This window comes from Ruegeria sp. CL3 (assembly GCF_056536505.1).
Window position 1 is genome coordinate 218313 of record NZ_JBQFPT010000003.1, and the last position, 12617, is coordinate 230929.

Annotated in this window: 14 protein-coding genes; 6 read left to right on the forward strand and 8 right to left on the reverse strand. The window is 59.0% G+C overall.

The window, feature by feature from the left end; genetic code table 11:
• Positions 1-6: 6 nt before the first annotated feature.
• Together gor and rpiA are read right to left on the reverse strand one after the other, a co-directional pair.
• The gene (gene gor, locus ACR0NO_RS05465) at positions 7-1365 is read right to left on the reverse strand and encodes a glutathione-disulfide reductase (protein WP_480723377.1); all 1359 of its coding nucleotides are present in this window, start codon (positions 1363-1365) and stop codon (positions 7-9) included.
• A 124-nt stretch (positions 1366-1489) separates the two neighbouring features.
• On the reverse strand, positions 1490-2278 hold the full coding sequence (gene rpiA, locus ACR0NO_RS05470) for a ribose-5-phosphate isomerase RpiA (RefSeq protein ID WP_170376321.1): 789 nt from the start codon (positions 2276-2278) through the stop codon (positions 1490-1492).
• 169 nt (positions 2279-2447) lie between these two features.
• Between rpiA and ACR0NO_RS05475 the strand changes: the two genes are divergently transcribed.
• The 4 genes from ACR0NO_RS05475 to ACR0NO_RS05490 are packed head-to-tail and all read left to right on the forward strand — an operon-like array spanning position 2448 to position 5922.
• Complete coding sequence (locus tag ACR0NO_RS05475; RefSeq protein ID WP_480723378.1) at positions 2448-3149, forward strand: glutathione S-transferase family protein; 702 nt, start codon at positions 2448-2450, stop codon at positions 3147-3149.
• A 1-nt stretch (position 3150) separates the two neighbouring features.
• Entirely contained in the window at positions 3151-4524 is a 1374-nt protein-coding gene (locus ACR0NO_RS05480) for an L-serine ammonia-lyase (protein WP_170376858.1), read from the forward strand.
• A gap of 21 nt (positions 4525-4545) precedes the next feature.
• On the forward strand, positions 4546-4962 hold the full coding sequence (locus tag ACR0NO_RS05485; RefSeq protein ID WP_480723238.1) for a GFA family protein: 417 nt from the start codon (positions 4546-4548) through the stop codon (positions 4960-4962).
• Between the two features lie 45 nt (positions 4963-5007).
• Positions 5008-5922 carry a DMT family transporter gene (locus ACR0NO_RS05490; RefSeq protein WP_480723239.1) on the forward strand — a complete coding sequence of 305 codons (915 nt, stop codon included), beginning with the start codon at positions 5008-5010 and terminating at the stop codon, positions 5920-5922.
• On the opposite strand, the gene ACR0NO_RS05495 is transcribed toward ACR0NO_RS05490, so the two are convergent.
• Positions 5897-6574 (reverse strand): thiamine diphosphokinase, encoded by a 678-nt coding sequence (locus tag ACR0NO_RS05495; RefSeq protein ID WP_480723240.1) that lies wholly within the window; start codon positions 6572-6574, stop codon positions 5897-5899. The genes ACR0NO_RS05490 and ACR0NO_RS05495 overlap by 26 nt on opposite strands.
• A gap of 123 nt (positions 6575-6697) precedes the next feature.
• Here ACR0NO_RS05495 and ACR0NO_RS05500 point away from each other — a divergent pair, with 123 nt between their 5' ends.
• On the forward strand, positions 6698-8311 hold the full coding sequence (locus ACR0NO_RS05500; protein ID WP_480723241.1) for a hypothetical protein: 1614 nt from the start codon (positions 6698-6700) through the stop codon (positions 8309-8311).
• 176 nt (positions 8312-8487) lie between these two features.
• The gene (locus ACR0NO_RS05505) at positions 8488-9048 is read left to right on the forward strand and encodes an N-acetyltransferase family protein (protein WP_480723242.1); all 561 of its coding nucleotides are present in this window, start codon (positions 8488-8490) and stop codon (positions 9046-9048) included.
• 151 nt (positions 9049-9199) lie between these two features.
• Here ACR0NO_RS05505 and ACR0NO_RS05510 read toward each other — a convergent pair whose 3' ends face one another.
• The 5 genes from ACR0NO_RS05510 to nthA form a co-directional block, all read right to left on the reverse strand.
• On the reverse strand, positions 9200-9442 hold the full coding sequence (locus tag ACR0NO_RS05510; RefSeq protein ID WP_480723243.1) for a DUF2842 domain-containing protein: 243 nt from the start codon (positions 9440-9442) through the stop codon (positions 9200-9202).
• A complete protein-coding gene (locus ACR0NO_RS05515) occupies positions 9442-10737 on the reverse strand; it encodes an adenylosuccinate synthase (RefSeq protein WP_480723244.1) in 1296 nt (431 codons plus the stop codon). Before ACR0NO_RS05515 ends, ACR0NO_RS05510 begins: the two co-directional genes overlap by 1 nt.
• Before the next feature lie 219 nt (positions 10738-10956).
• Entirely contained in the window at positions 10957-11286 is a 330-nt protein-coding gene (locus tag ACR0NO_RS05520; protein WP_480723245.1) for a nitrile hydratase accessory protein, read from the reverse strand.
• Positions 11283-11960, reverse strand: coding sequence for a nitrile hydratase subunit beta (gene nthB / locus ACR0NO_RS05525; RefSeq protein ID WP_480723246.1), 678 nt, complete (start codon positions 11958-11960; stop codon positions 11283-11285). Before nthB ends, ACR0NO_RS05520 begins: the two co-directional genes overlap by 4 nt.
• Positions 11957-12571 (reverse strand): nitrile hydratase subunit alpha, encoded by a 615-nt coding sequence (nthA, locus tag ACR0NO_RS05530; protein ID WP_480723247.1) that lies wholly within the window; start codon positions 12569-12571, stop codon positions 11957-11959. Before nthA ends, nthB begins: the two co-directional genes overlap by 4 nt.
• Positions 12572-12617 lie beyond the last annotated feature (46 nt).

Here is a 12617-nt window from a genome sequence, read left to right on the forward strand (position 1 = left end):
TGCAAATCAAGCCGTGCGTACAGGTTGCCGCATTGTCACCAGTTCTTCGGCCATGACCGGGTGAACTGCAACCGTGCGGTCGAAATCTTCCTTGGTCGCGCCCATTTTGACGGCAATGCCCGCCAGCTGGATCATCTCACCCGCGCCAGGCGCCACGATGTGGCAACCCAACACCTTGCGCGTCGCCTGAGAGACGATCAGCTTCATCAGAACCCTCTGAGTACCACCGGCAAAGGATTTCTGCATCGGCTTGAACGAAGTCGCATAGACCTCGATCGGTTCCTGCGCGGCCGCCTCTTCCTCGCTGAGGCCCACCGTGCCGAATTCTGGCTGAGTAAAAATCGCGGTCGGGATCAGCTCATGATCCACTGGGGTCGGGTTGCCTTTGAAAACGGTCTCAACAAAGGCCATGCCTTCGCGGATCGCAACCGGGGTCAGGTTCACACGATCGGTCACATCACCAATCGCATAGATCGAGGGCACGCCGGTCTGGCTGTACTCATCCACGATGATCTCGCCCTTGCGACCACGCTCGACGCCCACGTCCTCAAGCCCCAGGTTGTCCGCATTCGGAGTGCGCCCGGTGGCATACATGACCACGTCGAAATGATCCTCGGTCCCGTCGGTGGCTTTGACCCGGATCTTGTCGCCCTCTTTCGTCATCTCAAGCACATTGGTGCCGAGACGCACGTCGATACCGTTCTGACGCATCTCTTCACAGATCAGGCCACGCGCTTCTTCGTCAAAGCCACGCAGGATCTGCGCACCGCGGTAGAACTGAGTGGTTTTGACGCCCAGCCCGTTCATGATCCCGGCGAATTCACTGGCGATGTAACCGCCGCCGACGATCAGGATGCTTTCGGGCAGCTTCTCAAGGTGGAAGATTTCATTCGAGGTAATCGCCAGATCCGAGCCGGGGAAGTTCGGCACAACCGGACGGCCACCCGTCGCAATCAGGATATGCTTTGCGGTCTTGCGTGTGCCATCGGCCAGTTCAACCGTATGCGGATCAACCAAATGGGCGCGCTGATCAAAGCTCTCGACACCGTTGTTTTTCAGGATATTGCGGTAGATACCTTCCAGCCGATCCAGTTCCGTCACCAGCTTGCCGTGGAAGGTGTTCCAGTTGAACGCTCCGGGCTGAATGTCCCAGCCATAGGCTTGCGCGTCACCGACCATCCCCGAGTATTCGCTGGCGAAGACCATCAGCTTCTTGGGAACGCAGCCGCGGATAACGCAAGTGCCGCCGTACCGATCCTCCTCGGCCAGCGCCACTTTGGCACCGTTTTCGCCCGCCGCTACGCGCGCCGCGCGGACCCCGCCCGAGCCTCCGCCGATTACGAAGAGGTCATAGTCAAAGCTCATGCTGGGTTCCTTCATTCAGCTTGCAAAATTCTTTGGATATCTGGGCGCGAAAACCGCCCTGCCAACCCCCAAAGGCGTAAATTTCCAGTATATTCCAACACGTCCTCGGGATGGCGCCTTCCACTCAGTCCGAAAAATCCGAAAACAGGTTGTCCTTGGCGCCCCCGAGGAGCTGGTCCAGTTCAACGGTTCCGGCATTGATGTCGCGCAGCTCGACCCGGCCATCGCCGTAGCCCACAACGACCTTGTCGCAGATGTCTATGAACAGCCCGTTCTCGACGACACCCGGCACCTGGTTCAAAACCAGCGCCATCTGCCGCGCATTGCCAATCCTTTGCAGATGCAGGTCGAGGATATGGTTGCCCTCATCGGTCACAAACGGGGCCTCACCATTCATGCGAAGGGCAGAGTTGGTGCCAAGCACATCCATCGTGTCCAGAACTTCTTCGATCAACGTTCGAGTGGTCTGCCAGCCAAAGGGGATCACCTCGACCGGCAGCGGGAATGCGCCGAGCGTTTCGACCTCTTTCCCGGCATCGGCGATCACCACCATCTGGTCGCTGGCCGTCGCCACGATCTTTTCCTGCAGATGCGCACCGCCTCCGCCCTTGATCAGGTTCAGATCACCGTCGAACTCATCCGCGCCGTCAATCGTCAGGTCCAGCCATCCGGCTTGATCCAGTGACACGACCTCGATCCCGACCTCACGCGCCAGTTGCGCGGTTCGGGTTGAGGTGGGTACTCCCTTGATGCGCAGGCCTTCTTGCTGGACACGCTCGCCCAGACGGCGAACAAGCCAGGCGGCAGTCGAGCCGGTGCCCAGCCCCACCCGCATTCCGTCTTCGACCATGTCGGCCGCGCGGTACGCCGCAACGTATTTGGCTGTGTCGATTGGCGACAAATCCGCGGTCATTGGCAGTCTTCCCCAAATAGTCTGCAAGACTTATATGCAATGCTCCACCCAACTTCGAGACCCAATTCACGTCGCCCGGATGCGAAAGATGTCGCTCAATTGCGCGTTTCCTATCGGAAACGTCGCAAACAAGGCTTTTCAGGTTTCGGTTGCTGTATATCTAGTCCGTATGATGACGCCCTATCGCCTGCACTATGCCCCTGATAACGCCTCGCTGGTGATCCGGCTGGTGCTGGACGAATTGAACCAGCCCTATGAGACGGTGCTGGTTGATCGTAGTCAGAACGCGCAAGACAGCGCAGCCTACCGAGCGTTGAACCCGAACGGGCTGATCCCGGTTCTCGAAACCCCTCAGGGGCCGATATTCGAAACGGCTGCCATTCTGCTGTGGCTGTCCGACAGCCATGGGCAACTTGCGCCCGCGTCAAACAGCCCTGACAGGGCCGCCTTTCTGAAATGGCTGTTTTTTGCATCCAACACGCTCCATGCCGATCTGCGCATCCTGTTTTATGCCGAGAAATACATAGACCCCAAACAGGCCGAGACCCTGCGGGCCGGAATACGTCCAAGGCTGCGCACCCATCTGAAAAATCTGGACGCAGTCGCTGCGCAGACACCGGGTTGGCTCAACGCTGATCGGCCTTCAGTTCTGACATACTATATCGCGTGCATGATGCGTTGGATGGCGCTTTACCCATCCAATGCGGACCGCAGCTGGTACCAACTGGCCGATACGCCCTATCTTCAGCGCATCCTGACACAGCTAGAGATGCGTCCCGCAACGCGAACGGCCATAGCCGCCGAAGGTCTTGGGGCCACGCCGTTCACATCACCCATTTATGCCAACCCTCCTGAAGGCTCAGCTATCTGACATGTTCCTCTCTGTCTTCGATATGTTCAAAGTGGGCATCGGCCCGTCCTCCTCCCACACCATGGGTCCCATGGTGGCCGCCGCGCGTTTTCTGGACATGATGCGTGCATCGCCGTTTGAATTTGCCGGGCTGCGCGGCTCACTACACGGCTCGCTGGCCTTTACCGGAGTGGGTCATGCCACCGACCGCGCCACCATCCTTGGCCTCGCCGGATTCGTGCCGGACACATATGACAATGACAAGGCCGAGGCCGCGCTGGCCGCAATTGCTGAGACGCACACGGTAACGCCCGAAGGGCTACCGACGCTGACCTTCAACCCAAAGACCGATCTGGTCTTTGACTACGACCACAATCTGCCCGGCCACGCCAACGGTATGATCCTGATGGCAACTGACGCGCAGGGCGATGTGATACTGCGGCAGGTCTTCTACTCGATCGGCGGCGGCTTTGTTCTGACCGAAGAGGAACTGGCCGCTGGCAAAGCCACCGACGAAGGCGCCCCAGTGCCCTTCCCCTTCAAATCCGCCGTCGAGATGTTGGAGATGGCAAAGTCCAGCGGCAAATCCATTGCTGAAATGAAACGCGCCAACGAAATCGCACGTGGCTGTGCGGACAGCTTCGCCAAAGGCTCTGCCCGGCTGTGGCAGGTGATGAACGACTGTATCGAGCGCGGTCTGACCACAGATGGCATCCTGCCCGGCGGCCTCAGCGTGCGTCGCCGTGCCAAGGGTATCTATGATGCGCTGATGGCCGAGCGCGGTATGAACCTGACCGCGCCGCACACCATCAACGATTGGATGAGCGTCTACGCCATGGCCGTGAACGAGGAAAACGCGGCCGGAGGCCAGGTGGTCACCGCACCAACCAACGGCGCGGCGGGTGTTCTGCCTGCAGTGCTGCGCTACTACCTCGACCACGTGCCTGGCGCGGCGGAAAGCCATATCGAGGATTTCCTTCTGACCGCAGCCGCCATTGGGGGTCTGGTGAAGTTCAACGCCTCGATCTCAGGGGCCGAAGCCGGATGTCAGGCCGAAGTGGGCAGCGCGTCAGCGATGGCGGCGGCTGGTCTTTGCGCCGTCATGGGCGGCACGCCCGAGCAGGTCGAGAACGCCGCCGAAATCGCGCTGGAGCATCATCTGGGTATGACCTGCGATCCGGTTGCCGGGTTGGTTCAGGTGCCGTGCATCGAGCGCAATGGCCTTGGCGCGATCAAGGCCGTTTCGGCCGCGTCACTTGCTTTGCGCGGGGATGGTCAACATTTTGTGCCCCTAGATGCGGTGATCGAGACCATGCGTCAGACCGGGCATGATATGCATGAGAAGTATAAAGAAACCTCATTGGGTGGTTTGGCCGTAAACGTCCCGAACTGCTGAGGTCAGAGAGGAGGTGGCGTGATGCGCGGACATTGTTTGTGTGGCAAGGTTGCGTATAAAGTTAATCCTCCGGTCTTGTCCTGTGTCTCCTGTCATTGCGACAGTTGCCGCCGCCAGTGTGCCGCTCCGATGACGACCTATTTCGGGGTGCGCGACGGCCAGTGGCGCTGGACCGGAGAAGAACCGAAGCGCTTCAACTCTTCGCCTGGGGTCGAGCGGAGCTTCTGTCCACATTGTGGAACTCCGATCTCGTTTCGGTCGACCAAGATGTCGGACGTTCTTCACCTTTACGTAGCGACTCTAGAGAGCCCCGAAGTCTTGCAGCCAACACTTCATGTCTCACATGAAGAGAAGTTGGAGTGGCTGAAACTGAGCGATGATTTGCCCACCTGCATCGGCCCGGACTACACCAAGGTCCAACCCGTTCCGGAGGCTTGAGAACAGAGCTTTTCTCGGCCTTGGGAAACCGCTAGCGTCGCGCCCATGACTCAGGATCGTCCCGTATTCGGCATCGTACTGATGCTTGGTTTCTGCGTGCTTGCCCCGATGGGGGATGCGCTGGCAAAGCTATTGGGGGAAACAACCCCACTGGCGCTGTTGGTCTTCGTGCGTTTTGCCATTCAGGCGGCGATCCTTGTGCCCTTGGTCGCGATGACCGGCAGGCCATGGCGCATGCGGGGCCGTGTTCTGCGTCTGACCGTGATCCGCACGCTTTTGCACATGGCGGGCATCACCGCGATGTTTTCGGCGTTGCAATTCCTGCCCTTGGCGGACGCGGTCGCCATCGCCTTCGTGATGCCCTTCATCATGCTGATGCTCGGCAAATACATACTGAACGAAGAGGTCGGGCACCGCCGCCTTGCGGCCTGTATCGTCGGGTTCGCCGGAACGCTTCTGGTCATTCAACCCAGCTTTGCCGAAGTAGGGCTGCCAGCGCTTTTGCCGCTGATCGTCGCAGTTGTCTTTGCGTTGTTCATGCTGGTCACGCGCCAGATCGCCAAAGAGACCGACCCGATGTCGCTACAGGCTGTCTCGGGCGTGTTTGCCACAATCCTGCTGCTGCCCCTTCTGATCTGGGGAACGCAGTCTGAGATCTGGGAGCTGTCATTCACCCTCCCCTCGGGTAACGAACACTGGCTGCTTCTGTCGATCGGATTGCTGGGGACCGTCGCCCATCTGTTTATGACATGGTCGCTGCGCTATGCGCCCTCAGCCACGCTGGCACCGATGCAGTATCTGGAAATCCCCGTCGCCACTCTGATCGGCTGGCTGATCTTTCACGACCTGCCGAACGGTCTGGCTGCGCTTGGCATCCTGATCACGATCGCCGCAGGGCTCTATGTTATTCTGCGTGAGAGGGCCACGGCGCGCTCTACCCCGACAGAAACGCCTGCATGACCTGATCCAGAGCGCTACGAGGCACCATCACCAGCATGCCCGGGCCGTCCATCTGAAGCTCAACCTTTGAAATGACACGGTTCGAGGTGCCTACCTGCCCGCTCGGATCAAATTGAAGTCCCTCGATCGGCCACTCCAACCCGCGGCTGCGCCCGGTGACTTGTTTCAGAGGAAAGAGAGAAACAACCGCGCCCGGCGTCAGATCCAATACGATGCGGGGCGTTACGTGGAACACGACCTCATGCGCGCCGATCAGAACGCAGGCCTTGTCCGGATACCGGACCAGAGTGTTCAAGACCGCCAATTGATGGTCCAGCCGCCCTCCCAGAAATCCGGCCCCCAGAACCAAAGGGGCCTGCACGTTGCGAAGTGCCTTGTCGAAATCCGTGCTGTCCTGTTCCGCAATCCGAAAAAGGCGATCCTGGGGAATGCGAGCTCTAATTTCAGGGGACAACGAATCGAAATCACCAATCACGGCATCCGGAATTCGCCCCGAATCAACCAGAACCGAGGCTCCACCGTCTGCCGCGACGGCAAAAGTGACGCGATTCAGCACCAAATTCAGGTCTTCAGGGCCGATCTGCCCCCCTCCAAACAGCCCGATTGGGCCATTTGAACGTACAATTGCACCATTTTTTCTCAGATTGATCATTTTTCCCGGATTTGGACACATTGAGACCACAAAATGATAGGTTCATGCAGTTAGTTCCGAGTCGATCGGGTTGCCCCTGTCCGGGCGGATCGGCTCAGTTAGTTTGTAAAGGACGCATGTCTGATGGTACAGAACAACAAGGTATTGACCGTTTCCTATGGGACTTTCTCGTGCACTTTGGAAGGGTTCGATGACTCTTTCGAGACTATGAAAGCCATAGCAGAATACTTCCGCGATCTTGCGGCGGAAGACAGATACTTTGGATCTGAACCCCCGCAACCTGACGCCGAAATGCTGACGCGGATTGCACAGCGCGACAACGTGCAACAGGTTGAAGCGCGCCCAAGCGATACCGGCCTGCTTCTTCGCGCCACGGAAACACCCCCCCGTACTGAAACGCCCCCCGCCCCTGAAGCGACCCTGCCACAGGATAACGCCATGCCCCAATCGCCCGATCTGAATGTTGTCCAGCCGACCCCCTCTGCGACACCTGAAACAGACACTGCCGCATCTTTCTTTTCCGAAGCTGCGCCGGTCGATGCCGACGCGGACCCGGCGCCCGATAGCCTGGCCGCCAAGCTGCAACGTATCCGCGCGGTTGTTTCCCATTCGGACGTGGATACGGACAACTATGCCGAGGAAGAGGTCGCCCCCCTAACGGCCGACACCCCGGCGCCGATGGACGCTGTCTCAGCCGCCTTTGCAGCAGGGTCGTTGAGCCCCGAAGATCTGGCCCCTCAGGCCCCGGCCCCTACCGAGGCACCTGCCGTCAAAGCCGTTGAAGAGGCACACGCGCCGGAACTGCCGGATGCGCCAGCCATGGAATCGGCGCCGCTTGATTTGCAAGATGAGACCCCAATGCAAATCGAGTTTAAAGACTCAGAGGAAGAAGAGGCCCCCGAGGTGATCTTCGACGAAGACGTCGAGACGGCAACCGATGACAGCGATGAGGTTGAGAATATCCTCAGCCCGGCAGACGAAACGGAAGACGATCAGCAAGGTGTTCTGACCGCTGAGGATGAAGAAAGCCTGTTCCTCGAGATTGACGAGATCGAAGAGGAAATGGATGCGCAAGCGACCGTGGCGTCCTCGGATCTGGATCAGGATGTCTCGCGCCTGATGGCAAAAGCAGATGAGCAGATGGACGACCCGGCCGCTAGCGGCACACGTGAGGCCTATTCCCATCTGCGAACGGCCGTTGCTGCAACCTCGGCGGAAGATGTAGCCAAGCAGGCCGCGACTGATGAAGAGTATCGTGGCGATTTGGCCTCGGTCGTCAGCCCTCGCCGCCCAGACGATGTTCAGGTCACCAGCAAACGCCCTGATGCAGACATGGCGGCCCCTCTGAAGCTGGTCGCCGAGCAGCGTATTGACGCGCCCAACGCGGATACTGGCCCGGTGACCCCCCGCCGTGTCACCTCGGATCAGTCCGAGGACGCGTCAGAAGAAAGCGGCTTTGCACAATTTGCACTGGATCAGGGCGCGCAGTCTCTGTCCGACCTTCTCGAAGCGGCTGCGGCGTACTTGTCCTTCATCGAAGGGCAGGAAAAGTTCTCGCGCCCGCAATTGATGAACAAGGTTCGCTCGCTGAAACAGGATGAGTTCAATCGCGAAGAAAGCCTGAAGTCCTTCGGGCAGCTTCTGCGCGACGGCAAAATCGAAAAAGCTGGCGGAGGGCGTTTTGCGGCCTCAAGTGACATCGGTTTTCGCCCAGAAGGTGAACGCGCCGTAGGCTGATATCCTCTATTTCGCTATCGAGAGTGGGTCGGAGATTTCTTCGACCCATTTTTCTTGCACTTACGTTGTGGAATCTCGATTCGGACATGATGTCGCTATGCTGCATTGCAGAACAATGATATCGTCTGAGTAAAGGTAACAGATCTTTCAATTCGCGTTCAAATCAAGGCTCCGCCATGTATGAACTCCCTATTCGACGTCTCAGAGCATTCGACAAACCCAAGATAGAAAGCCATTTCAAGAGTCTCGATACAGAAGCGCTGACGTCTCGATTTGGCGTACCGGTCAGCCCGGCCTTTGTTGAGAATTATCTCTCAGGCATATTCAAAAATTCTGCACTGGTGTTTGGCGCGTTCCCCGATTCCTGCCTACGCGGTGTCGGAGAATTGCGGACTGTTCCGGACAGCCACAACCATGTCGCTGAACTGGCCTTTACCGTTGAAACCGTCTGGCAGGACCTAGGGATCGGCGATGCGCTGCTGTCGCGGATAGTTACTGCAGCCCGCAATCGTGGTTTTCGCGAAGTCCATATGTTGTGTCTTGCCACCAATCAAAAAATGCGCCGTCTGGCCGCAAAACACGAGGCCGAGCTGAAACTGACGACAGGACAGATTGAGGCGACGCTGACGGCACACTGGCCCACCCCGTTCAGTGTCGCCGAAGAAATCTCGGGCGAGTATCATGCCATGGCCCGAGCGATCCTAAGTTGGCCGGCAAACGATCGGCGAATCGGCTAGGGTCAGACATAGACCAGCAACGCCTTTGACGACAAAATGCGCTCTTAGAACTGGACCGCTTTAAGTTGAAACTTCGGACTTGCCCTCATCTCGCTGTCTCGGTGTTGCGCAGGGAGATGGCGCGAGCCTGTGACCCAAGTAGAGATACTGATCAGTCGGACTTCTGGTCAGGGTCTTCTTTCCCGACGCCCTTGAACACGAACTTGAAGGGCAAAGCCCACAGAATGCCCAGAGCCACGTAAACCAGCAGCTCCAGCCAAATCGGGGGGCGATCCAGCCAGTTCACCACCGTGACTACGGCGACAATATAGACAGGCAGGCCGATCACCAGAATGAACAGAGACCAACGCCTGCGCGCCTTGTAGCTGAGCCCGGGTGTCTTGTCGCCCGACATCAGTCTGCAAACGGGTCGGTCACCAGAATGGTGTCGTCCCGCTCCGGGCTGGTGGACAGCAGCGCCACTGGGCATTCGATCAGCTCTTCGACCCGGCGCACGTATTTGATCGCGTTTGCGGGCAGATCCGCCCAGCTGCGCGCGCCTTCGGTGGATTCACTCCATCCGGGCATTTCTTCATATATGGGCGTGCAGCGCGCCTGCTGATCGGCGGCGGTCGGCAGATAATCCAGACGCTCGCCATCCAACTCATAGCCGGTGCAGATCTTGAGTGTTTCGAAACCATCCAGCACATCGAGCTTGGTGAGAGAGATCCCGTTCACCCCGCTCGTCGCGCAGGTCTGGCGCACCAGACAGGCATCAAACCAGCCGCAGCGACGCTGACGGCCTGTGGTCGTGCCGAACTCATGCCCACGCTCGCCCAGTCGCTGACCATCGGCGTCCTCCAATTCAGTCGGGAACGGTCCCTCACCTACGCGGGTTGTGTAGGCTTTGACGATCCCAAGCACGAAGTCGATCGAGCCTGGCCCGATCCCCACGCCCGTCGCCGCTTGACCAGCGATCACGTTCGAGGACGTCACGAAAGGATACGTACCAAAGTCGATATCCAGCAGCGCACCCTGCGCGCCTTCGAACAGGATACGTTTGCCCGCCTTGCGCTTTTCGTTGAGAACCTTCCAGACCGGAGCCGCAAAAGGCAGAATTTCCGCTGCAATTTCTTTCAACTGCGCCACCAGAGCATCACGGTCGACAGGTTCAATACCCAGACCTTTGCGCAAAGGATCGTGGTGCTGCAACGCACGATCAACACGGGCTTCCAGCGTCGCCTCGTCGGCAAGATCCGCAACACGCACCGAACGGCGTCCGACCTTGTCTTCGTAAGCAGGACCAATCCCGCGCCCCGTGGTACCAATCTTGGTTCCCTTGCTCGCGGCTTCCTCGCGCGCGCGATCCAGCTCGCCATGGATCGGCAGAATCAGAGGAGTGTTCTCGGCGATCATCAGTGTCTCAGGCGTGATCTCAACGCCCTGAGCGCGCACAGTCGCGATTTCTTTGACCAGATGCCACGGGTCCAGAACCACGCCATTGCCTATCACGCTCAGCTTGCCGCCACGTACAACGCCCGACGGCAACGCGTGCAGTTTGTAAACCTCGCCATCAATAACCAGAGTGTGGCCGGCATTGTGCCCGCCCTGAAAACGCGCGATCACGTCTGCCCGCTCGCTGAGCCAGTCGACGATCTTGCCTTTTCCTTCGTCACCCCATTGGGCGCCGACAACAACCACGTTGGCCATATCCGGTCCTTTTCGCGAAAAGATATCAAACTCGGCTGATATAACGAGGCTCAGACGGTAGGGAAACCGATATTTCGCCGCATCTGACAATCGCGCTGCGCGCAATGCCTCCGGCGGGGATATTTTTAGCCAGATGAAGAACGGATCCCCTGCTTCATCTGGCCGAAAATATCCCGGGGGAGTCGCCAAAGGCGGCGGGGGCAGCGCCCCCAACTCGGCTTACGGCAAGCGCACCGGTTTGCCATGAGGTGTGGTCAGATAAGCCTTTTCCCAAGCACCCTGCAGCAAGGTGACCTCATCCGAGCGGGCATCCCCTTGTTCAGCCAACAAGGCCTCAAGGGTTTCGAGCCATGCGTGGAAGTAGTCATCCCCACCGTCCAGCTCTTTGTTCAGACCGTTCTGCTTCAAAGTGTGCGAAAACCGGGCAGCCCAGTCGGGCCAGTCAAAACGCCCCGCTTCGTTCAAGGCGACAGTGACCGCAAAGACCTGCGCGTGCCAGGGTTCTGAGAACACAGGCTTTGGGGCGGCGACTGTGATACAGCTGCTCATGCAGGCTCCAGGTATGACTGCCACAGATCCAGCACCACCTCATCCTTGGGGTGTTCCGGATCGGCCCATAGCTCAGACGCCAGGAAAGATACGGCAAAGAGAGGCTCTGGGGCCTCTCCCAGCCCGTGGGCATTGGAATCGGGTAGAACATGCGTTCCGTGCAGGCGAACGATCCGCCCTTGGGCCCCAGCGGCATAGTTCGGCAAACGTGTGTGCCCACCATCCACCAAACGGTTCGCAGCGGGTCGCACTGTTTGCACCATCTGCCCGACCTCGAACTGCACCGCAATGTTCGAATTGCGATCAGCAGGGCCGCCTTTGGCCAATGCAGCTGCGACGGCTTCGGCTTTCAGCATGCGGTCCGCCAGTGGATGATCCTTGACCGAGGTTTCTCCGCGCAGGTCTTCGAGGGTCAGCACCCCTTTGGCGACCAACAGATCGGCCAGCCCAGAGATCCATTTCTCATAGTAGGAAAACCGAGTGTAGTCCTTCGGTGACAGCTGCTCACGCGCGTGGCGCGATATGTCGATGTTCCATTGCCCCAAAAAGCCCGAGGCCAGCGTTACGGCCAAGGCCCGCGCGTGCCAGTCCTCGGCAAAGATGGGGGCGTCTTCGGCTTCCGGGTTGATCGGGCCGTCGCCAAACCGCCCTCCCATATCGTGAACGCGCGTCATGACGCCTCCTTGGGCAGGCCAGTACCGATCATGCTATCGCGCGTTACCAGTGCTGCGAGTTCCTCTTCGCCCAGCCCTTCTGCCCCCTTGGGGCGCATGGGTAGCACAAGATAGCGAATCTCGGCCGTGGAATCCCAGACGCGTACCGCCGTATCCTCGGCCAGCGTCACACCAAACTCGGCCAGCACCTTACGCGGCTCGCGCACAGCGCGGGCTCGGTAGGCATCGGATTTGTACCAACTAGGCGGAATGCCCAGCAGCGGCCACGGGTAGCAGCTGCACAGGGTACAAACGACCATGTTGTGCTGCTCCGGCGTGTTTTCGACCACCACCATATGTTCGCCCTGACGACCATAGTAGCCAAGCTCGGCCACGACCGGCGTTGCATCTTCAAGCAATGCGGCCTTGAAAGCAGGATCGCTCCAAGCCCTGGCAACAACGCGCGCGCCGTTCTGCGGGCCGATCTTGTTCTGGTACGTGTCGATGATTTCATCCAGCGCCGCCGGGTCGATCAACCCCTTCTGGGTCAGAATCGTTTCAAGCGCTTTGACGCGCAGCGCGGGTTCGGGGGGCAACAAGGCGTGCGGGTGGTCAGAATGATCATGAGGCATGGCCGCAGGGTGCGTCAAGCTTGACCGATCTGTCCAGTCCCTTTGG

Coding starts and splice junctions, on each gene's coding strand:
- gor (WP_480723377.1), bottom strand. CDS start 1,365: ATGAGCTTTGACTATGACCTCTTCGTAATCGGCGGAGGCTCGGGCGGG.
- rpiA (WP_170376321.1), bottom strand. CDS start 2,278: ATGACCGCGGATTTGTCGCCAATCGACACAGCCAAATACGTTGCGGCG.
- ACR0NO_RS05475 (WP_480723378.1), top strand. CDS start 2,448: ATGATGACGCCCTATCGCCTGCACTATGCCCCTGATAACGCCTCGCTG.
- ACR0NO_RS05480 (WP_170376858.1), top strand. CDS start 3,151: ATGTTCCTCTCTGTCTTCGATATGTTCAAAGTGGGCATCGGCCCGTCC.
- ACR0NO_RS05485 (WP_480723238.1), top strand. CDS start 4,546: ATGCGCGGACATTGTTTGTGTGGCAAGGTTGCGTATAAAGTTAATCCT.
- ACR0NO_RS05490 (WP_480723239.1), top strand. CDS start 5,008: ATGACTCAGGATCGTCCCGTATTCGGCATCGTACTGATGCTTGGTTTC.
- ACR0NO_RS05495 (WP_480723240.1), bottom strand. CDS start 6,574: ATGATCAATCTGAGAAAAAATGGTGCAATTGTACGTTCAAATGGCCCA.
- ACR0NO_RS05500 (WP_480723241.1), top strand. CDS start 6,698: ATGGTACAGAACAACAAGGTATTGACCGTTTCCTATGGGACTTTCTCG.
- ACR0NO_RS05505 (WP_480723242.1), top strand. CDS start 8,488: ATGTATGAACTCCCTATTCGACGTCTCAGAGCATTCGACAAACCCAAG.
- ACR0NO_RS05510 (WP_480723243.1), bottom strand. CDS start 9,442: ATGTCGGGCGACAAGACACCCGGGCTCAGCTACAAGGCGCGCAGGCGT.
- ACR0NO_RS05515 (WP_480723244.1), bottom strand. CDS start 10,737: ATGGCCAACGTGGTTGTTGTCGGCGCCCAATGGGGTGACGAAGGAAAA.
- ACR0NO_RS05520 (WP_480723245.1), bottom strand. CDS start 11,286: ATGAGCAGCTGTATCACAGTCGCCGCCCCAAAGCCTGTGTTCTCAGAA.
- nthB (WP_480723246.1), bottom strand. CDS start 11,960: ATGACGCGCGTTCACGATATGGGAGGGCGGTTTGGCGACGGCCCGATC.
- nthA (WP_480723247.1), bottom strand. CDS start 12,571: ATGCCTCATGATCATTCTGACCACCCGCACGCCTTGTTGCCCCCCGAA.